Below are 19,589 nucleotides of genomic sequence, written 5' to 3' on the forward strand. Positions count from 1 at the left end.
CAAGCTAAGTTTCTACGACAAGGTTGGATGGAGAATAATCTACCTAAACTATTTCATAATATGGGTTGTACTTCTTTTATTTTGGATTGACTATACCACAGCAGGGAGTGGTATCAAGTAGATATTGAGATTATTAGTCATGACTTTTATGTAAATACCTGAAGAAGCTAGGTATTTAACTAAGTATTTAACAAAATATACTATCTAGCCTTGTGCACGGCGACGTGCTACCTCACTACCATGTACATCAGCTTTACTATTTTTTAACAGATGGAAGTCGAAATCGATTGAAGCATAAGGCTTATCAAGACCTTTTTCTTTGAGCTTATCAGCGTTGTCAACCATGGTGACTTCCGGTACTAAGCCTTCACGACTGGCAAAAGCAAAGTCATCCCAAAGGTATTCATCACCATCAATATTGATCTGCGTGGTTATTTTGCGCATACCTTCAGCACTAGCGAAGAAGTGAATGTGAGCAGGGCGATTACCATGACGTCCTAAAGCACTTAATACTTGATCCGTCATACCACCTGGTGGTACTGAGTAACCCAGTGGCACAATACTACGAAAAGCATACTTGCCGTCACCATCAGTAATGATAGTACGACGTAGATTAAAGTCAGGTTGCGATTCATCGAAGAAAGAGTAGTTACCTAAAGTGTTGGCATGCCATGCCTCTACTTTAGCATTAGGGATAGGATTGCCATCTTCGTCATAAACATATCCTTGCATAAATAGCACTGTGCCTTCTTCATCTTCAGTACCATCATCAAGCCTCGCAAAGCCTTTTTCTTCAGGAGCACCTGATACATATAGTGGCCCTTCAATGGTACGTATTGTGCCACCTTCTAATCCAGCCGCTTTCATATGTTCTTCAATCATTAAATCCATGAAATGATCAAAACCTAAACCTGGTGATAAGAGGCCGGCTTCTTTGCCTAAATCGCCAATGTAAGACACACCAGTCCAGTATTCATCAGCAGTGATATTTAGATCATTAATCGTTTTCATCAAATCGGTCACAATGCGCAGGGTGATTTCTTGCACACGTGGATTAACTTGCTCAGGGAAGTCGATCTTGCCTTTAATGAACTGTTCAGCCAATTTTTCAATCTGCTTGTGTTCCATGTCCTTTCTCCTTGGGTTTAACCTGATTTGTGAGGATATCCTCGTGGTCGTTCAATCGTTTTAGCTGTCATTTTTTTTCAATCTGCTTGTTCCATGTCCTTTCTCCTTGGGTTTAACCTGATTTATGAGGATATCCTCGTGGTCGTTCAATCGTTTTAGCTGTCATTTTCACGAACAGATGATGGATGACGAAGTAGTGGCGTAACTTCTACTTTCATGTAAGGATAAAGAGGCAATGACATCATGATATCGTGCAGCTCTTCATTGCTCTCAACATCAAAGATACTAAAGTTTGAGTACTCGCCAGCCAATCGCCAAATATGACGCCATTTGCCTTGCTCTTGCAATTTTTGTGATAGCGCTTTTTCAGTGGCTTTTAGTTCGGCAACTTTGTCAGCATCCATATCGTTTGGTATTAAGACATCCATTCGTACGTGATATAGCATTATTCTTTCCTTATGGTTTTGAGCCCGTTAATTATTTAATTCTTTATAAGCTATTTTCAGCAGCAAGGTAGGGTTGAGAGTTTGTATTTGATACCGCTGATAGGCTGAGTCCTGCATAATGATAGATTTTATCGCGATCCACCTCGATCCCTAGTCCAGGGCCTGTTGGCACAGACAGTCCAAAGTTACTGTAATCTAGCGGACGAGCTAGAATATCTTCGGTGAGTAATAGAGGTCCAAAAAGTTCAGTATCAAAATTTAAACTAGGGTAAGTTGAAAACACATGAGCCGATGCGGCCGTGCCAATGGGGCCCTCTAACATCGTACCACCGTATAATTCTATTCCTGCAAGCTGTGCCATTTGTCCAATGAGGCAGGCTGCCTTTAGTCCGCCAGCTTGGTTGATTTTGACTGCAAAGACATCGGCGCAATGATCAATTGCTAAACGAAAAGCATTTTGTGGATCTTGGACAATCTCATCGGCCATGATGGCTACCTCAAAATGCTCTTTTAAACGTTTCAGTCCCGCCTGATTACGCATAGAGATAGGTTGTTCTATTAAATCTACCCCGCCAGCTTGCAGACGCTTGATTGCGCTCATGGCTTCAAGCTCAGTCCATGCTTGATTGACATCGACGGTGACACGATACTCTGGTATAGCTTGCTTGATAGCCAGTACATGAGAAATGTCTTCATTAATAGGATTACTGCCAATTTTCAATTTGAAAATCCGATGCTTTTTTTGTTCGATCATCTGTTTTGCTTCGCTAATATCTTGATCAGTATTACCGCTGGCAAGTGTCCATGCCACTTCAAGCTCATTACGTACACGGCCACCTAATAACTCACTGACCGGTATGCCAAGACGTTTGCCCTCGATATCGAGTAGTGCGGTTTCAATTGCGCATTTCGCAAAGCGATTACCACTGATATGCTGGTTTAGTAACTGCATAGCTTTGGCAGTGGAAGTAGGGGCTTCTTTTAATAACAAAGGCGTGAAGTAAGTGTCTATATTGGTCTTGATACTATGTGGGCTCTCTTCTGCATAGTTGAGCCCACCGATGGTTGTCGCTTCGCCCCAACCTTCAAGCCCATCTTCTGTTTGAATATGAACTAAGACTAATGTCTGCTCATTCATTACCGTACAAGCAAGTTTATGAGTTCGAATGGTAGGTATCGGAACCAGCAATGTCGTAATTGAACGAATCATATTGCGCTAACCCTTGATTAATTAGTTGTTATGCTTGTTATTAACTATAAGACTTATAAACTGCCGTGTCTAAGACCTTATATGATGCTTTTTTATACCTTTTAGGTATAGTATGGTGGTAATACAAGGGTTAAATAGACGGACAAAGTTGATTGACAACCTAATGATAATTAAAAAAATGATAATAAGGATAACGGTATGGAACTTAGACATTTACGTTATTTTGTCGCAATGGCAGAAGAGAAGAGCTTTAGTAAAGCGGCTGAGCGGCTTTTTATATCACAGCCACCGCTTAGTCGTCAGATAAAACAGTTAGAAGAAGAGATGGGTGTACTTTTGATTGATCGTGATCAACGGCCTCTTAAGTTAACTGAAGCAGGGGTCTTTTTTTACGAGCATGCCATACAGATTCTAAAAAAGTCTGATAATCTTCGAGCGATGACTATGCGTAAAGGGAAGTTTGATGGCTCTTTGTCTATAGGTTTTGTGGCGTCGATTTTATACGGAACGTTACCAAGAGTGATCTCCCGATTTCGCAAGGTATATCCTAATATAGAAATAAAGCTTCACGAGTTAAATTCGTGGCAGCAAACGCAAGCACTGACAAATGGCAAGATAGATGTGGGGTTTGGAAGATTATTTTTTGAAGACGCTGCGGTGAGACGTATTTTACTGAGAGAGGAGAGCTTAGTGGTAGCCACTCCTATTGATCATCCCATCATTCAACGACGACAAAGCACTATAACTATCGCTGATCTAGCTAATGAGAATCTATTATTATATCCAAAGGCACCGCGCCCTAGTTTTATTGACTTTGTTTTGAGTTTGTTTGAGGAACGCAATATTGAGCCAAATTCATTTTCAGAAGTCAGCGAATTGCATGTGGCTTTAGGTTTAGTAGCTGCAGGAGAAGGGATCACCATTGTGCCTCAAGCGCTTAAGAACCTACGCGGTACAGAGATTGGTTATATTCCATTAGAAGATGGATTATTAACGTCGCCAGTTATTATGAATGTCCGTCATTTTGATAAGTCGGATTTGCTAAAAACGCTACTCGATGTCACCTACAAGTTATATGATGAAGAGGAGTTTGTTTATCGGCGTGAAGAGATTTAAGCAATTTACTCACTATTCGTTAAGCTTCCTAATATTGACTCGCTTAAGGATAAAATCATGCAACAGTTTTATTATATATAAAGTGCTGCTCGTTTTGACGTAGGGATGTCAACGACATCTTACTTCACCATAGTTGTTAGAAGGCATTAGTGATTAAGACACCTGGTCAAACTCCAATATTAACAACACCACCTGAGAAAAGTGGATTTCATACCTCAGTCTTCTGCACTATATAAACAATAGCATTTAGGTGATTTTCGAATCAACAGAGTAAAAGAGTTTTATGGTAAAACAGTTGGGTGATATTCAGATGAATGTCTCACACAAAAAGGCTATGCTTGTTTGGCCAAATGGGATAATGGCTCTGTGCCCAAGCATACGTTATTTACATTGAATCAAGGGTTTGTCTATCCTGATCTTTACTTTTTCGACAAACCCCAGTCCAACTACAATACCAATAATATGGTTATTGAGGTTGCGACTCAAAACTTCGATATCGAACATGATATCCAGCATTTCGATCGTAAAATATCGACAGACGAGCTGTTTGAGACTCATCAGCGCGCATGGAAAGAGGGTATCTATGTCGATGACGAACAGTGGGCGATACTCAAAAAAACAGCAGCGGCTATATTGGTTGAGAATAGTGAAGCATCTAGTCGCGGGGCAGGGAGAGTGTAGGTTAGAGTATTTAGCAACAGAGGTGTAACCCTATGAATGTTCAGCATTGCTTAGCTTCTTCACTCAAGAAGACGACAATATTCAGTCAGTAACGGCCAAGTGAATTCTTTACCATCATTATTAAATAAGATATTGTCGTTAGTTATGCCCTTAATAGTACCGTTTAACTTCATCGAATCGCATACATAAAGGTACATTACAGTAAATGAATACGAAGCAAAAAACTTGGGGCTGTAGTAGATAAGGATTAAATATCACACCATTTTTTCAGCGTTTTAAGCTGATTAGATGGTGACCCATAGTTAAATCTAAACTCGCACTCTTTTAAAAATAAATGGAAATTCTTCTTATCAATTCCATTATATTTTCTGAGCGTTCGTTTAGACTGATTCCAAAAGTTCTCAATGCCGTTGATGTGATTATTTTTACCACAAGTAAACTCTTTAGAGTGATTGACTCTGAAATGTTTGAATTCGCTCACATCTAATGCATTATAACTTCGATAGCTATCAGTATAAACAAAGCTGTCAGGCTTGATTTTACGCTTGATGACAGGCATTAGGGTGGTTTGTTTGGTGTCTGCTACGACAATGGTATAAACCTTACCATGTCGTTTTAGGATACCAAACACGGCTGTTTTACCAGCAGCTCCGCGACCTCTTTTGCCTTTGCGTACGCCGCCAAAGTAGCTTTCATCTAATTCGACTTCGCCATCAAAAAGCTCATCAGCTTGTAATGAGAGATGATGACCTATAACAAGTCTAATTTTATGATAAAAAAGTGCAGCACTGTTAGGCTGGATATCAAGCAAATCTGCGGCTGTTCTAGCAGTTACTTCAGCCGTGAAAAACTCTAATAGCCTTCGCTGTACTTTTTTACTTAGTTTACAACGGGTTATCTTCATAAAAGTAGTCTAGCATAGTGCTTATCTACTACAGCCCCAAAAACTTAATTCGCAAGATACGTATATATTGAAAACATTAGGATGCTTTTTTCAAACCCCGATATTAATAGCGTCACCTAAGAAAAATAATTTTCATACCCCAGCCCTCTACACTATATAAATAATAGCATATAGAGCTTTTCCGAATTGTCAGAGTAAGATTGACCATAGTATATGCAGAGTATGATGATATTTTAAACACCATAATATTCAGGGATTTACTACCTAATAAGTTATAGTTTCAATAAGAAATTGATCTACTTTAGCGTTAACTATGTCTAATATCAATCTCAAGGATTATTAGCTAGATTAATCAGACTATCAGGCACTAGTTCAGTGAAGTAAATATAAGTAATGGCAGCATGCAAGTTCTTTGCTTTAGCGCTTGCCACATCTCGGTGGAAGGGTAGTTTCCCCGAAAAATAAGAACACTCATAAATATGTAATTGCTTTATACAGTATTAGAAAGGTGACTTGCGTTGTACTTATTTCCTTAGAAAGTAGTTTCTCAAACCTAAAAAAACCACCCTCACTTAAATAGCTAGGGTGATTTTTTATCTGTGCAATAATATAAATTAAACAACATATCCGTTACGTAGAAACAGCACGATTTTTATTTATTAAAAAAAGAGCTCCTATGAAGTAGCAATCGGATTATAAGAGATCTAACAAAGATGATACTTTTAAATAAATATCAATCACTTTTCTCTTTTTCGTACGCCATCTAAAATAAGAGCCTTCAGTAAACTGACTGCCATCAAAATAATGATGAGTGAAAAGGGTATTGCGGCAATAATCATAGCCGAGGTAATAGCATTCAATCCACCAGCTAATAACAATGCTGCAATAACGGAAGCTAGAGCAAGACCCCACACGATGATGTGTTTTTGGCCATTTTCAACTTCGACCTCACCTCCAGCATTTAGCATATTGACAACTAGCAGAGCAGAGTCAGCAGAAGTAACCAAATAGGTTAATAGCAATACCACCACCATCGCTGATAATATTTTTGCCATCATTGGTTCTAACATAAAGCCAATAATTTCGAATAGCTGAGCGGTTAATCCTGACTCAAATATTTTACCACCAGCAATACCACTTAACTCTAAATCGATGCCAGTACCACCAATGAAAGAGAACCAGACAAATAGTGTCAGACTAGGTGCTACAATACCAATCAATCCAAATTCACGAATGGTACGGTTTTTGGAAATACGTGCTAAAAACATACCAACGAATGGTGCAAAAGCAATCCACCATGCCCAGTAAAAAATAGACCAACTGGTTTGCCAGCTACCCAATTCAGTATTGGGTTCCCATACGGTAAATACCATTGCAGGCAAGTGCACAACGTAGGTAAAAATTCCTTTGCCCAACATTTCTAGGGCAAACATAGAGGCCCCAAAAATCAAGAAAAATGCTAAAAGGGAAAATGACAGTACCATATTGATATTACTTAGCCACTTGACGCCCCGTCCAACACCTGACAAAGCAGAAATCATCGCTAGGCACATGACCACAAACAACGATAGTAATAATGCTCCGGTGGTGGGCTCAGGGTTGTTAGTATTGGTCACCAACCAAGTAATACCAGTAATACTGTATAGCCCAGAAGCAAATGAGCTTAAGCCAATACCAATCGTTTGTGCAATACCAAATATAGTGGCAATGACGGCAGAGATATCAATGATATGCCCCAACAACCCTTCTAAATGTCTACCAAACAAAGGCGTTAATGCTGAGCGCATGGTCAATGGTAATCCACGAGAATAACTGAAATACGCTAAACAAATACCAACTAGGCAATAAGTTGCCCAAGCACTGATACCCCAGTGAAAAAAAGAGTAGCGAAAGGCGGCATCTAGTGCTGACTCAGTTTTGGGTATCACCACGCCATCAATAGCAGTTAACGTACTGGCAGATACTTGTTCTTGATAAAAATTGAATACGTCAGCACCTTGAGGCAGTTTTAGGCCGTTAGCATTCAACGCTGACATGATGATTTCTTTTGACATAATAGTGTCAGGGTTGTTTGCCAAATGCCAGATAGGTTCAGCAGCACTATAGGTCAGTACGCCAATACCAATACCTGCCCCAAAAATCATGGAAAACCATGAAAAATTTGAAAATTCAGGTTTTCCATTAGGGTCGGAGCCAAGTTTCGTGCGTCCAAACGATGGCCATAAAATAGCGGTTAGGCAAACAAATATATAAAATGCGACAGAATAGGTATAGTAACTATTCAGGTTAGTGTAAGACCAGTTTTTCATACTATCTAGAATTGCACCGGAACGATCGATGTCGCTTAAAATCCAGATAACCATTACTGTCACCAAAATCTTTGATGTTATAGTGACAATACGGTTAAAACCTTTATAAAAACCTTTGTCGTGAGTTTTTATGTTTAGCTCTGTCAATGGGGGACGAATAGACATAGTTTCTTCCTTAAAACTAATGTAGTGGATTGCATCGAGTGGTTACCTCATAACAAAAGGATTGGCCATCGGCTCCGCCGAGATATTGATCCATGTCGTTTTTGTGCGAGTATATTGCAGTACAGATTCGCTCCCAGCTTCACGTCCATAACCTGACTGGTTGTAACCACCGAAGGGTGCTGTAGGAGAGATAGCTCGATAGGTATTTACCCAGCAAATACCTGAACGAATCTGTTGCGAGACACGGTGCGCGCGAGCTAAGTTTTGAGTAAAGACACCAGAGCCTAAGCCATAGACACTATCATTTGCCATAGCAATAGCTTCGTCTTCAGTGTCAAAAGCAACTAAAGACATGACAGGTCCAAACATCTCCACACTTTGTGTTTCAATATCAGTATTAGGACATTCTACTAAGGTAGGCGTAAAGTAATTGCCGCTAGCTAAAGCAGGATCAGTAGGCGGCTGGCCACCGAAACGAATGGTCGCCCCTTGTGAAACTGCCTTCTCAAGCGTATCTTTAATACGATCTACTTGAGCCTTAGTGCATAAAGGGCCTACGTGGGTACTGGTATCAAGAGGGTTGCCAATGACAATATTCTTCGCTTTTTCTTCTACACGTTTGATAATTTCAGGCAAGATAGAACGGTGAATAAAACCACGAGATCCTGCCACACAAGACTGACCGGAAGCGCCAAAATTACCAGCAATCAAACCGTTTGCCGCACTTTCCAAGTCCGCATCTTCAAAGACGATGATGGGTGATTTACCACCTAACTCCAAGCTCGTTACCGCAAAGCTATTGGCAGAGTTTCTAACTACATGCCTTGCTGCATCGGGCCCACCAGTAAATGCAATTTTGTCTACATCAGGGTGACTGGTCAATGGAATGGCACAGTTTTCAGCATCACCTGTAATGATAGATACGACACCTTTAGGGAAGCCTGCTTGTTCTACTAGTTCAGCAAAAGCAAACATAGGGCAAGGTGCTACCTCGGAAGCTTTTAGAATGATCGTGCAGCCTGCTGCTAGCGCTGGACCTAGCTTAGTCGCTGTCAAAAACATTTGCGCATTCCAAGGCACAACAGCAGCCACTACGCCAATAGGTTCACGCGTGGTAAAAACATGCATATCTGACTTATCAATTGGTAGTGTAGCGCCTTCTACTTTGTCAGCCAGTCCTGCAAAGTAACGATAATAGTCGCTGACATAACGTGTCTGAGCCACAGTTTCATGAGCCAGTTTGCCACTATCCGTTGTTTCAATTTCCCCTAGTGTTTCGGCATTTTGCTCAATCAGATCTGCTAAGCGGTACAATAACTTACCGCGTTGGGTGGCAGTCATTTTTGCCCATTCAGGATTATTCAGTGCAGTCTTAGCACCATCGACAGCGCGTTCGACATCAGCAGAGCTAGCACAGGCGAATGTTGCCCATGCTTCGTTCGTTGCAGGATTATAGCTGTCTAGGACTTGGTTAGTGCTCCCTTCGCACCACTCGCCATTAATATAAAGTTGATAATGAGGTTTAGCCATAGTGGTTCTCCAAATTTCTTATTGGGTTATCTGTTTGTCATCTACTAGAAACTAAGTATGGTTATGCAAATGCTGGCATGACATTATTAATAAAACGGCGCAAGGATGCTTGTTTCTGCTCATAAGTCATACTAGAGTCAATCCAAAATGCAAACTCGTCATAGCCAAGCTCTTCGTATACTTTGAGTTTTTCAATGACCTGATCAGATGTGCCAATAGGCATGTTCTCTAACATTTTTTCAGGAGCATACATGTCGATTTTCGCCATTTCTTCTTCGCTTAATGGCTCAAGTAGTCCTTGACGAATAGGACGTTCGTTTTTGAACCACGCGCCAAAATAACAGTAGAAACGGCTGATACATTTAGCAGCTTCAGCTACGTCATTAGCATCACTACCAACGTAAGCATGTTGTAAAAGCATAATTTTCGGGTTTTTACCTTCGCCATGCTCAGCTTTGGCGTTTTTAAAGGCTGTCATTAAATTTTGGATTTCTGTTAAGCCTTGCCATAGCGGGGTGACTTGCACGTTGCAGCCATGTTCTACCGCAAAGTTGTGGCTATGAGGGTCGCGCGCTGCAATCCACATGGGTACGCCACCTTTTTGTAAAGGTTTTGGCGCTGAAGTGGTTGATGGGAATTGGGTATACTTACCATTGTGGGCGTAGTCACCTTTCCATAGTTGCTGTACTGCAGGGACAAGTTCACGCATACGACCGCCTGCTTCCATGGCATCCATACCAGGCATCAAGCGCTCGTACTCAAAATTATAAGCACCGCGAGCAATACCCAGATCCAATCGGCCGTTAGTGATAATGTCAGTCATGGCCGCTTCACCAGCCAGTTTAATCGGATGCCAAAACGGTGCAATCACCGTACCAGTACCTAAACGTACGTTTTTGGTGTGATGGGATAGATCAATTAGATTTAAAAATGGGTTTGGGGCGATGGTAAAATCCATACCATGGTGTTCACCAGTCCAAATAGCATGCATGCCGCCTTGGTCGGCTATTTTCGCCAACTCAATGAACTCACCATGCAGTTGTTGATAGCTCTGTGATTCGTCGAGGCGTTCCATGTGTAAAAATAGTGAAAATTTCATGAGGCAAATCCTTTGCGTTTTGGTTTAATTTACTTTAGTTCAATTTGATTTGGATATAAATTTTAATGGACGTGACCTTGTTCTTCTTGGCCAACATACACGCCATAAAGGCCATTCTCGCTTTCAGTTGCGTAGCGTGTCATCATCGAACTCATGGCCGGTGTAACAAAATGCTGTTCGGGAATATTATTGATTGAGATATATTCACCTAGCTCTTTAGGGTCAGCCGATTGAGCGGTAGCTCGATAAAAAATGTAATTGGTATTTGTTTTAGTATTCTCATAAATAGAGAAGACAGCGCCCAACTGAGCGTTAATATTACTGTCTGCTAAAAACTGTTGGATCGTGCTAACGGCATTGGTATTGTCATCGGTAGTCGTACTAGGCAAGGTTGCTTTGCCATCCCTTTGACTGAGTAGGATTTTTCCATTGTGCTCTATAATCACACCCACATTGACATGCTTTTCTTGCGTACTGATTTCTGCTGCTTCACGCTCTAATGCTAAGCTAAAATAACCTCCAGACGCATACCCTAAGCCATGCCCCTCACGAGAGGAAAAATCAAGTACTTCACCAACCAAGAGGTGATGATCACCAGCATCGAGATTGCGGTCTGTTTTACAAGAAAAATGCGTCAAGGCACCTTCTATAATTGGATTGCCGTATTCATCTTTATGCCACTCTATTTGACTAAAACGGTCTTCTTTAGAGCCTGCGAATATATTGGATATAGCTTGTTGATCTTCGCTGAGAATATTGACAGCAAAATACTCACAGTTAGCAAACACATCAAAACTGGACAACGATTTTGCTGGGCATACCAGTAGGAGCGGTGGATCAAGTGATACCGATGTAAAGGAATTAGCAGTAAAACCGACGGGTTTACCGTCATTAGACATGGCAGTTACGACAGTAACGCCAGTCATATAGCTGCCAAAGGCATTACGTAGAGTTTTAGGATCAAGTTGCTTCATGAGAACCTCTTTTTAAAAATAGGCATGCTTTTAGATTAAGCAAGCGTCATATTGTGTGAGTCACATTGGTTAAAAAATGTTGCCAATGCAGCGTTAACCATATTCGAATGTGTCATTTGAGTCATATGACGAGCTTCTGGTACGATAACGGCATCAGCATTGGGTAATATACTTGCCATCGCTAATGACATTTCGGGCTTGGAGTTGACATCCAGTTCGCCTGTTAGAAATAACGCAGGCACTGTAATAGCTCGCAAGTCAGCTTCTGCAATACCACGTAAATATGCAAACATCTGATAAGCTCGTGCATATCCCAAACGACTACCATTATCTAACCATTTTTGACACAGCTTGGCTTCTGAGCGGTATTCAGGATTGCCATCAAACCATCTGGCTATTGGTTGATCAGTAACATTTTGATTGAGGTCATTTATCAGTGATTCAGCTCTAGCTTGTACATCTTGAGCCGCTTCATCTGGACGATTATAAATTGCATTCAATGCAGCGACACCAAGTACTACTTTGGGAGAGGATACCGCAGTTTGTAAAGCCGTCATTGCACCTAATGAATGACCGACAATGATGGCTGGTTGGCCCACAACGTTATTAATGAAGTTTGTTAGTACGTCAGAAAAGTCCTGTAGCGTGACTACTGGGCTCGATAATAAGTCGCTCTCTCCATGTCCTGGCATATCAATCGCATAACAGCGATAGTGTTCAGTAAATGCAGACAACTGCTGGTTCCAGCTCTCTGCTCGTAAGCCCACACCGTGAATAAAGACGATAGGAGTGGCTTTTTTATCAATGTTTCCGCCATTGTTATCACCATAGTGATAAGCGATTCCATCGGAGGTTTTACGTGACCACTTCATTAATATCTGCTCCTTATACGGCTGCTGGATTATCTAGATTGCGGCCCAAATCTTTTAAGTCTTGATAACGATCACCAATGCGATGATGCGGACGGCCACCAGATGCACCTCCTAAGACGATGACTACTTCATCATCACGAGGGGCATCTGGAATGGCGAATTGAATGGTCAGATAATGTGAGCGTCGACCGACATCATCTTTATCCATCAACGGCACCATAATGGGGGAGTTTGCGCCGCCGCGCATGTTAGTAAACGATAAATAACTACTGGCAGATAAAGCTTCACGATAGAAGTTGCCAAAACGTAGTGTGTGAATCAGGCCTGAGGCGTGTTCGATTTCACCATCAAGTCCGACTACAGCCGCTTTGCCATACGCTTGTATTTTGTCTGCACCGCCAGCTAAAGCAATGATTTTATCGGTCATTAGCTTACCCAACACAGGACCAAATGCTTGAATCTCAGGTTTTAGGTCTTCGACATAACGTCCTGCCCATGGGTTAGTAATCACCGCTGCAACAGCAAACATTCGAAGCGGTGTATCAGCAGCTTTGAATCCTTCAATGAATGTTTCTTCTTCAAAAGTTACGATTTTTCTAATTTCTGGTTTTAGCATTATCTGTTCCCTACAGTGGTGAATAATCTCTAACAATGTTGGTATACCATAATACGGTATTTAATTAATTGCTAGCTTTTTTTGAAAAAAAATATTATGGTATACCGTAATACTATATTAAAGCGTACTGTTTTCTTTGATTCACAGTCGTTATACTCTGCATTTACATCTTACAAATTAGAGGTCGTATGTTAGAGAAAGTGGAAAAACCAAAAACGTTGAAAGAGACAACACTAGAACAGCTACGCTTAGCGATCATGATCGGACAACTTGAACCAGGTAAGCGTTTGGTTGAACGCACTATCTGTGAGCAGTTGGGTGTCAGCCGCACTGTTGTACGTGAATGTATAAGGCATTTAGAAAGCGAGCATTTGGTGACGTTTTCTGCAGGAGGGTCTTCAGTTGCTGTTTTAGAAAGTGATGAGATTCGTCAAATTTATCATTTACGTACGATGCTAGAGAGCGAAGCAGTTCGCTACTGCGCTGAACAGGCGACACCTGAACTAGTGGATAAATTACAAAGCCACTTAGTCCAGATCCGAGAAAACTTACATGCAGGAGATGTGGTGGAGGCGCTTGGGTATTCTTATTCATTTTATGAGCATTTATTTTTGACGGCCGGTATGACGGTCGCATGGGAGTTGACAGAGAGATTGAATGGACGTATTGGTCGTTTGCGTTTTATGACTTTGTCTACGCAAGAGCGTGCCACTAAAGGCCCTAATAACTTGCAAGATATTGTTAATAGTATTGCTAAAGGTGACAGTAAGTCGGCAATTGAAGCTTGTCGAAAACACATTGATGAAGCCTGCCATATGGGGTTGCATCTTAATAAACAGTAAAAGGAAGTAATAATGGACAAACAACGATTTGAATTGGGACTTACTCAACGCAAAGCCACTTTGGGTGCTGAGTACGTCGAAAAAAATCTACAAGCTGCTGATGATTTTAACCGTCCATTTCAAGAGGCCATGACCGAATGGTGCTGGGGATTTGGGTGGGGCGATGAGACGATTGATGCCAAAACCCGTTCGTTAATGAATTTAACCATGATTGCTGCTTTAGGGAAAATGCATGAATGGGAGTTGCATCTAAATGGAGCAATTAATAACGGTTGTTCTGTTGAAGAAATACGCGCTGCTATACATGCTATTGCGATTTATTGCGGTGTACCACAAGGTGTAGAGTGCTTTCGAATTGCCCGTGAAGTGCTGACCACACGCGGATTATTGTAGTCCTAAAAAAACAGTTGGAGTGAGAAATGCAATTAAAAAATAATGCGTTGTTTAGACAACAAGCCTTTATTAATGGCGTGTGGTGTGATGCTGATAACAAAGCAACCCATGAAGTACTAAACCCTGCAACGGGAGAATTGATTGGTACTGTGCCAATGATGGGAAGTACCGAGACTCGACGCGCCATTGAAGCTGCAGATATCGCTCAATCAACTTGGTCGAAAAAAACAGGTAAGGAACGTAGTAGCATCTTACGTCGTTGGCATACGCTGATTGCTGAAAATATGGAAGATTTGGCTGTCTTAATGACCAATGAACAAGGCAAGCCTATTGCTGAAGCAAAAGGCGAAATACAAAGTGGGCTGGACTACTTAGAATGGTTTGCTGAAGAAGCGAAACGTATTTACGGTGACTTTATTCCTGGGCACATGCCAGATAAGCGTTTAGTCGTGATTAAACAGCCTATTGGCGTCACTGCAGCCATTACTCCATGGAATTTTCCGCACTCTATGATCAGCCGAAAAGCAGGTCCTGCGCTAGCAGCGGGATGCCCGATGATTGTCAAGCCTGCAATGGAAACGCCTTATTCTGCGTTAGCAATGGCTTATCTGGCTCAGAAAGCGGGTATTCCTGACGGTATATATAGCGTAGTCACAGGTGATCCGATAGCGATCGGAGAGGAGATGACGACAAACGCTTTAGTCAAGAAAATAAGCTTTACTGGGTCCACTCGGGTGGGGAAAATTCTAATGAAGCAGTGTGCTGACACTGTCAAAAAAATGTCATTAGAATTGGGAGGCAATGCACCTTTCATCGTTTTTGATGATGCAGATATAGATGCCGCTGTGATAGGCGCAATGATGAGTAAGTACCGCAATAGCGGTCAAACCTGTGTATGTGCCAATCGTCTTTTCGTACAGGCAGGTGTTTATGAGGAATTTACCAAAAAATTAGCAGAGCAAGTACGAGCCATAAAAATCGGTAACGGTTTAGAAGCTGGCATAACACAAGGACCTTTGATTTCTCAGGCTGCGGCAGATAATGCAGAGGCGCTGGTTGCTGATGCAAAAAGTAAAGGTGCAACGGTATTATGTGGCGGTCAAAGAGTTGAGGCTAGTAGCAACTTTTTTGAGCCAACTATTTTGACCGACGTTAATAACGATATGCGCGTCGCAGATGAAGAAATTTTTGGTCCTATTGCGCCAATCTTCAAATTTGAGACAGACGAAGAGGGCGTTGCTCTCGCAAATCACACTGAATATGGTTTGGCAGGTTATTTCTATAGCCGAGATATTGGTCGTGTATGGCGTATTGCTGAAGCACTCGAAGTTGGTATGGTCGGAGTCAATACTGGCATGCTGACGACAGAGTTGGCACCGTTTGGTGGTATCAAAGAATCCGGCTTGGGACGTGAGGGCTCAAAATATGGTATCGAAGAGTATGTTGAGACTAAGTATATTTGTTTAGATATTAACTAAAACTAGGTTAAAGTAAAGTACTGTTCAAGCCTCGATATTCAGCAAATCATCTAAGTAAAATACTAAATAAAAAAAAGGCTGCTAACACTATGCATAATATAGTGTTAGCAGCCTTTTTTACTGTTTCAATCAGCATGCGAACATCGCGCTATATAACCTCAAGGGCGTAGTTCTGTGTTTTCGTTCTCGTATTCTTTCAGAATATTAAGTTTTCGACAATCTGTGAGCTGTTCATACAGCATATATCCAAGACTTAGCTTCAATCAAAGATATTGCACACTTAGTCAAAAATACTACAGCTGTAGTATTTTTATCTCCTAGAGTATTCTCTATAGTTGAATGACGACACTTATCTATTTAGCTATAGAGACGTTGTCGGAATGATACCCTTTGACAGGACATAAAAGACATAGCGTGGCTACTGTCATCGAATCAAAAGTATTGGCTACTAATTGTGTTTAGCCGATAGACAATTATGATGACGGTACAACTAATAGATTATCTCAAGGAGTGTGATATGGCAGGTGTAATACAACCAGAAAATAAAGGGCACGATACTTCTGTCATTCCCTCTGATCCTAACTAAGAGTTGGTGGCAAACGAAGATCGAGCCACTAAAGGTTCTTTAACCATGGCATGGTGGGGCGTTTGTAGCGCCATGTTCTATTTAGTCATTGGTATTGCGATGGCAGAAAATTATGGGACCAAAAACGCTATCATTGGCTTACTAATAAGCTGCGTTGCTTACGGAATCGTAAATGGAATTATTACTCGCTACGCCATTCGTATAGGCATGTCTGTAGCCTTGTTTTCTCGAGTATTATTCGGTCATAAAGGTGCTTGGCTGTTTAGGACCTGAAAAAGCACTGCCTTTTGGCTGGTGGGACGTTGCCGTATATTACATGGGCCTATGGGTATTGATTATGCGCGTTATAGTAAGCAAGAAGACAGCAAGTTCTTATCTTGGTTTAATTTTAGCATCCCTTTTTATATCGTCGCTTTTTTCTTAATCGAGTTGGCGGGTATTTACTTAGTGAGCACTATTCCCTTAGAAGGTGAGTTATCCGAAGTGTCCATCACTTTAGGACTGGTAAAATTAATGGGTGTGTTCGGTCTCATCTTTGTCGTCGTTACACAAACCATGATATTAACAGCATCACCTAAGAAAATTAAACCTCATACCTAAGCCTTACATACTATACAAATATTAGCATGTAAGGCTTTTTTGACCTATCGTGGTACAGTTGATTTATTAGATATATAGATATTATTAACACTATAATATTGAAGGGTATATCATTTAATAAGTTATATTTTAAATTGATATTTACTCTATTCTAGCTGATTGATGTCTCCGACATTAATCTTAATTTCACAACTCCATCTATATGTAGTCGTCAGCTAAATTTAGATAACCACTACGCAGAGCTTTAATTTTCAACATAGAAGAATTTACTAGGGCAATATTCGCTAAGTTTAATCTCGCTTAAGTTAGTGGTTTATATGACTGTGTGAAGTTCGGCTTCATTTATGCATTTATTGGGAATGTCTTTATCTTCAGGCATGGGGTAATATATATTGCTATAAGGGCCAATCCTATGGCGGTTAAAGCGCTAGAGACGCTTGCCTTTACCAAGGATCCATATTAGTCCAAGCATAAACATAACCGAGAACCTCTAAGTTGTCTGTTTTGGATTTAGAAATTTTCTCATCTGGATATTCCTTGTTCTTACATTGTAATAGCAGACCACCATCAGACTGACTAAATAGTGCTCTTACCCCGTAAAAGCTATCCGTTCTTATCAAGTAAAACTTGCCGTTTTTTATAGTGCGCTTAGTTAAATCTACTGAGCACTGTGCACCAATAGTGATTATCGGCTGCATGCTATAGTCTTCTTGATTATAGAATAGAGTCTTACTTAAATTACTGTTCGTCCGTTCAGCAATTTCAGATTGTGACCTTAATAGTTGTTCTACATGGTTAAAATTTTCTATAAAAACACTTAAATTGGGGTGTTTTTTTATCTGTTCTAAGGTCGACCTATTTTCAATAAAATCATCCGCTCTTTCCTCCCATTCTAGCCACTCTTTATATTCTTCTATTTCACGCTCTTGTTCAGCAGAAGGCTCATATTGTTTTTCAAACTCTTCATGCTCACTAAAAACCTTATTCTCAAACTCTTCTTTTAAAAATCTAATACTATACGGAAGTCTAGGTTCTAAACCGAGCTCTGTAATGTAATGATCCCTCATACTTTCTTCGTAAGCGTTCATATAGTCCATAGCGTCGTCAATATCTGCATATGAACTATAAGGGTATTCACCATTCAATAACCAGTATTCTGACTTGCCTAGAACCTGAGAGAGACGAAGCAAATATTCGCCACTCGGTTTGGCTTTGCCAGCCAACCATTTTGACACGCTACCTTTCGAAATTCCTGTAGTTTTTACAATATCGACCTGTTTGAGTCCTTTCTCTTTCATAGATTCTTTAATTCTATTAGCAATCTGACCTAAATTACTACTCACGTTATTATTCCTAAACAATACAAAAGTTTCCTGGATGTATTCTAACATAAGAAACTTTTGGAGGGAATGTTAATTAACTATAAGCTTCCGTCACTATGTATATCAATGGATATAGAAGGTCGAAGAGTTCATAGCAATCTACAGGTTAAAAAAAGAAACTTTTAATTGATTATTAAAGTTTCTCATGTAAACTATAGGTATCAAGAGGTATTAGCTATACACTACATTTATAAGGAACAATAAACTATGTTACTCAAAAAAACTTGGTCAAAGTACACAGACGATGAAAAAGAAATCCTAAAGCAAAAAGTTATTGAGGCTGCTCCAGATACTCCTTTTTCGCCCGAATTCGCCGCTGCCTATATAGGGAAATCATTGTATACATTGCAACATATGCGCTGTCATCAATCCCAAGCTATTACATATAGTAAAGTGGGCAGACATATTTTATATCGTAAAAGACATCTAGATCAGTATCTTGATAGTTGTGAAAAATCTTGTACATCAAACTGAGTACTTCAAAGTTCTAATAGATATACTTAACTAAACTCTAAACATTTATATAGAGAATGTCTCATGAAAAATGAAGAGAAGAATAAAGACAAAAAAATTCATACTGAATTTGGTGTTATGCACATGATCATGCATAAATTCGGTGATTGGGAGATTGAAACTAGACATATGTGTCGTATCGAAAAAAGCTTGTATCTGGATATGCGTACTATATATTTAAAAACTGGCGAAAGTTTAATATCTGATATTGATATGTTATCACGGCGCTTGTCATGTCGAACTAATAGTGAAAAAGAGGCCCTAGCATTTCTTTTAAAAGATAAATTTATATTGGATAAGCGTACCAAACGCTATAAGCATCCTGAATGGGAAGTCATTCTAAAGAACTATAAATTTAAAAACCCAAATAAAGATGTCACAAATTACATAAGTGAAAATAATAGTGTGACAGATGGTGTCACGTCAAAGAAACCTTTGACAGATGCAGAGAGACAAGCAAAATTACGTGAAGAAGGTAAAGTGATACGTAGGCATTTGTCTTCTATAGATGTTGACCACAATGAGGTAAAAGGGATAACTGAATTGCGAAAGCTATTTAATGAACATAAAAGTATGCTCAAATTAACTTCAAAAAATAATGTCACAAGTGATGTCATGGATAATCACAATGAATGTCACACGGTAGTCACGCGGTAACCCTCCCAAACTTAAGACACCTAATAAATAGAATTAAGCTGCCTGATTGAGTTTCTGTATCGGTGTAAAACCGCCATTGCCCATGTTT

The 19,589-nt window shown here is 40.3% G+C and carries 19 protein-coding genes; 8 read left to right on the forward strand and 11 right to left on the reverse strand.

From position 1 onward, the window contains the following. Positions 1 to 204: 204 nt before the first annotated feature. The 3 genes from catA to ACQKCG_RS13145 form a co-directional block, all read right to left on the reverse strand. Complete coding sequence (catA, locus tag ACQKCG_RS13135; protein WP_102091448.1) at positions 205 to 1,128, reverse strand: catechol 1,2-dioxygenase; 924 nt, start codon at positions 1,126 to 1,128, stop codon at positions 205 to 207. Between the two features lie 155 nt (positions 1,129 to 1,283). Next, positions 1,284 to 1,574: a muconolactone Delta-isomerase gene (gene catC / locus ACQKCG_RS13140; protein WP_102091449.1), complete on the reverse strand. Its 291-nt coding sequence runs from the start codon at positions 1,572 to 1,574 to the stop codon at positions 1,284 to 1,286. Between the two features lie 43 nt (positions 1,575 to 1,617). Continuing rightward, positions 1,618 to 2,784 carry a muconate/chloromuconate family cycloisomerase gene (locus tag ACQKCG_RS13145; protein WP_102091450.1) on the reverse strand — a complete coding sequence of 389 codons (1,167 nt, stop codon included), beginning with the start codon at positions 2,782 to 2,784 and terminating at the stop codon, positions 1,618 to 1,620. A gap of 198 nt (positions 2,785 to 2,982) precedes the next feature. Between ACQKCG_RS13145 and ACQKCG_RS13150 the strand changes: the two genes are divergently transcribed. Then, positions 2,983 to 3,900, forward strand: a complete 918-nt coding sequence (locus ACQKCG_RS13150) for a LysR family transcriptional regulator (protein ID WP_060491266.1) — start codon at positions 2,983 to 2,985, stop codon at positions 3,898 to 3,900. A 342-nt stretch (positions 3,901 to 4,242) separates the two neighbouring features. Further along, positions 4,243 to 4,581, forward strand: a complete 339-nt coding sequence (locus ACQKCG_RS13155) for a hypothetical protein (RefSeq protein WP_227673302.1) — start codon at positions 4,243 to 4,245, stop codon at positions 4,579 to 4,581. A gap of 247 nt (positions 4,582 to 4,828) precedes the next feature. Here ACQKCG_RS13155 and ACQKCG_RS13160 read toward each other — a convergent pair whose 3' ends face one another. The 7 genes from ACQKCG_RS13160 to ACQKCG_RS13190 form a co-directional block, all read right to left on the reverse strand. After that, a complete protein-coding gene (locus tag ACQKCG_RS13160) occupies positions 4,829 to 5,485 on the reverse strand; it encodes an IS1595 family transposase (RefSeq protein ID WP_102091451.1) in 657 nt (218 codons plus the stop codon). A gap of 737 nt (positions 5,486 to 6,222) precedes the next feature. Beyond that, complete coding sequence (locus tag ACQKCG_RS13165; RefSeq protein ID WP_201572909.1) at positions 6,223 to 7,959, reverse strand: BCCT family transporter; 1,737 nt, start codon at positions 7,957 to 7,959, stop codon at positions 6,223 to 6,225. A 42-nt stretch (positions 7,960 to 8,001) separates the two neighbouring features. After that, positions 8,002 to 9,489 carry an aldehyde dehydrogenase gene (locus tag ACQKCG_RS13170; protein ID WP_201572911.1) on the reverse strand — a complete coding sequence of 496 codons (1,488 nt, stop codon included), beginning with the start codon at positions 9,487 to 9,489 and terminating at the stop codon, positions 8,002 to 8,004. 61 nt (positions 9,490 to 9,550) lie between these two features. Beyond that, on the reverse strand, positions 9,551 to 10,588 hold the full coding sequence (locus tag ACQKCG_RS13175) for an LLM class flavin-dependent oxidoreductase (RefSeq protein WP_201572913.1): 1,038 nt from the start codon (positions 10,586 to 10,588) through the stop codon (positions 9,551 to 9,553). A gap of 62 nt (positions 10,589 to 10,650) precedes the next feature. Next, positions 10,651 to 11,562: a flavin reductase gene (locus ACQKCG_RS13180; RefSeq protein ID WP_201572915.1), complete on the reverse strand. Its 912-nt coding sequence runs from the start codon at positions 11,560 to 11,562 to the stop codon at positions 10,651 to 10,653. Positions 11,563 to 11,597: 35 nt separating this feature from the next. After that, entirely contained in the window at positions 11,598 to 12,434 is an 837-nt protein-coding gene (locus ACQKCG_RS13185) for an alpha/beta fold hydrolase (protein ID WP_201572917.1), read from the reverse strand. 13 nt (positions 12,435 to 12,447) lie between these two features. Next, a complete protein-coding gene (locus ACQKCG_RS13190; RefSeq protein WP_201572919.1) occupies positions 12,448 to 13,050 on the reverse strand; it encodes an amino acid synthesis family protein in 603 nt (200 codons plus the stop codon). A 188-nt stretch (positions 13,051 to 13,238) separates the two neighbouring features. Here ACQKCG_RS13190 and ACQKCG_RS13195 point away from each other — a divergent pair, with 188 nt between their 5' ends. The 5 genes from ACQKCG_RS13195 to ACQKCG_RS13215 all read left to right on the forward strand — a co-directional run bounded on the left by ACQKCG_RS13195 (position 13,239) and on the right by ACQKCG_RS13215 (position 16,949). Further along, positions 13,239 to 13,892 (forward strand): GntR family transcriptional regulator, encoded by a 654-nt coding sequence (locus tag ACQKCG_RS13195; RefSeq protein ID WP_201572921.1) that lies wholly within the window; start codon positions 13,239 to 13,241, stop codon positions 13,890 to 13,892. A 12-nt stretch (positions 13,893 to 13,904) separates the two neighbouring features. Next, positions 13,905 to 14,285: a carboxymuconolactone decarboxylase family protein gene (locus ACQKCG_RS13200; protein ID WP_102091459.1), complete on the forward strand. Its 381-nt coding sequence runs from the start codon at positions 13,905 to 13,907 to the stop codon at positions 14,283 to 14,285. A gap of 26 nt (positions 14,286 to 14,311) precedes the next feature. Next, positions 14,312 to 15,763: an NAD-dependent succinate-semialdehyde dehydrogenase gene (locus ACQKCG_RS13205; RefSeq protein ID WP_102091460.1), complete on the forward strand. Its 1,452-nt coding sequence runs from the start codon at positions 14,312 to 14,314 to the stop codon at positions 15,761 to 15,763. Positions 15,764 to 16,355: 592 nt separating this feature from the next. Further along, positions 16,356 to 16,622 carry a hypothetical protein gene (locus tag ACQKCG_RS13210; protein WP_424510090.1) on the forward strand — a complete coding sequence of 89 codons (267 nt, stop codon included), beginning with the start codon at positions 16,356 to 16,358 and terminating at the stop codon, positions 16,620 to 16,622. A gap of 51 nt (positions 16,623 to 16,673) precedes the next feature. Then, entirely contained in the window at positions 16,674 to 16,949 is a 276-nt protein-coding gene (locus ACQKCG_RS13215) for a hypothetical protein (protein ID WP_424510089.1), read from the forward strand. 443 nt (positions 16,950 to 17,392) lie between these two features. Here the strand turns inward: ACQKCG_RS13215 and ACQKCG_RS13220 are convergent, their stop codons facing one another. Continuing rightward, positions 17,393 to 18,292, reverse strand: coding sequence for an XRE family transcriptional regulator (locus tag ACQKCG_RS13220; protein ID WP_424510088.1), 900 nt, complete (start codon positions 18,290 to 18,292; stop codon positions 17,393 to 17,395). A gap of 576 nt (positions 18,293 to 18,868) precedes the next feature. Here ACQKCG_RS13220 and ACQKCG_RS13225 point away from each other — a divergent pair. Next, a complete protein-coding gene (locus ACQKCG_RS13225; protein WP_427585457.1) occupies positions 18,869 to 19,501 on the forward strand; it encodes a DUF1376 domain-containing protein in 633 nt (210 codons plus the stop codon). Positions 19,502 to 19,589: the final 88 nt, after the last annotated feature.

The organism is Psychrobacter sp. NPDC078929 (assembly GCF_050267985.1).
Lineage (GTDB): Bacteria > Pseudomonadota > Gammaproteobacteria > Pseudomonadales > Moraxellaceae > Psychrobacter.

What these genes read in the sequence shown, in the direction of transcription:
- catA (WP_102091448.1), bottom strand. Translation starts at nt 1,128, where the DNA reads ATGGAACACAAGCAGATTGAAAAATTGGCTGAACAGTTCATTAAAGGC.
- catC (WP_102091449.1), bottom strand. Translation starts at nt 1,574, where the DNA reads ATGCTATATCACGTACGAATGGATGTCTTAATACCAAACGATATGGAT.
- ACQKCG_RS13145 (WP_102091450.1), bottom strand. Translation starts at nt 2,784, where the DNA reads ATGATTCGTTCAATTACGACATTGCTGGTTCCGATACCTACCATTCGA.
- ACQKCG_RS13150 (WP_060491266.1), top strand. Translation starts at nt 2,983, where the DNA reads ATGGAACTTAGACATTTACGTTATTTTGTCGCAATGGCAGAAGAGAAG.
- ACQKCG_RS13160 (WP_102091451.1), bottom strand. Translation starts at nt 5,485, where the DNA reads ATGAAGATAACCCGTTGTAAACTAAGTAAAAAAGTACAGCGAAGGCTA.
- ACQKCG_RS13165 (WP_201572909.1), bottom strand. Translation starts at nt 7,959, where the DNA reads ATGTCTATTCGTCCCCCATTGACAGAGCTAAACATAAAAACTCACGAC.
- ACQKCG_RS13170 (WP_201572911.1), bottom strand. Translation starts at nt 9,489, where the DNA reads ATGGCTAAACCTCATTATCAACTTTATATTAATGGCGAGTGGTGCGAA.
- ACQKCG_RS13175 (WP_201572913.1), bottom strand. Translation starts at nt 10,588, where the DNA reads ATGAAATTTTCACTATTTTTACACATGGAACGCCTCGACGAATCACAG.
- ACQKCG_RS13180 (WP_201572915.1), bottom strand. Translation starts at nt 11,562, where the DNA reads ATGAAGCAACTTGATCCTAAAACTCTACGTAATGCCTTTGGCAGCTAT.
- ACQKCG_RS13185 (WP_201572917.1), bottom strand. Translation starts at nt 12,434, where the DNA reads ATGAAGTGGTCACGTAAAACCTCCGATGGAATCGCTTATCACTATGGT.
- ACQKCG_RS13190 (WP_201572919.1), bottom strand. Translation starts at nt 13,050, where the DNA reads ATGCTAAAACCAGAAATTAGAAAAATCGTAACTTTTGAAGAAGAAACA.
- ACQKCG_RS13195 (WP_201572921.1), top strand. Translation starts at nt 13,239, where the DNA reads ATGTTAGAGAAAGTGGAAAAACCAAAAACGTTGAAAGAGACAACACTA.
- ACQKCG_RS13200 (WP_102091459.1), top strand. Translation starts at nt 13,905, where the DNA reads ATGGACAAACAACGATTTGAATTGGGACTTACTCAACGCAAAGCCACT.
- ACQKCG_RS13205 (WP_102091460.1), top strand. Translation starts at nt 14,312, where the DNA reads ATGCAATTAAAAAATAATGCGTTGTTTAGACAACAAGCCTTTATTAAT.
- ACQKCG_RS13215 (WP_424510089.1), top strand. Translation starts at nt 16,674, where the DNA reads ATGGGTATTGATTATGCGCGTTATAGTAAGCAAGAAGACAGCAAGTTC.
- ACQKCG_RS13225 (WP_427585457.1), top strand. Translation starts at nt 18,869, where the DNA reads ATGAAAAATGAAGAGAAGAATAAAGACAAAAAAATTCATACTGAATTT.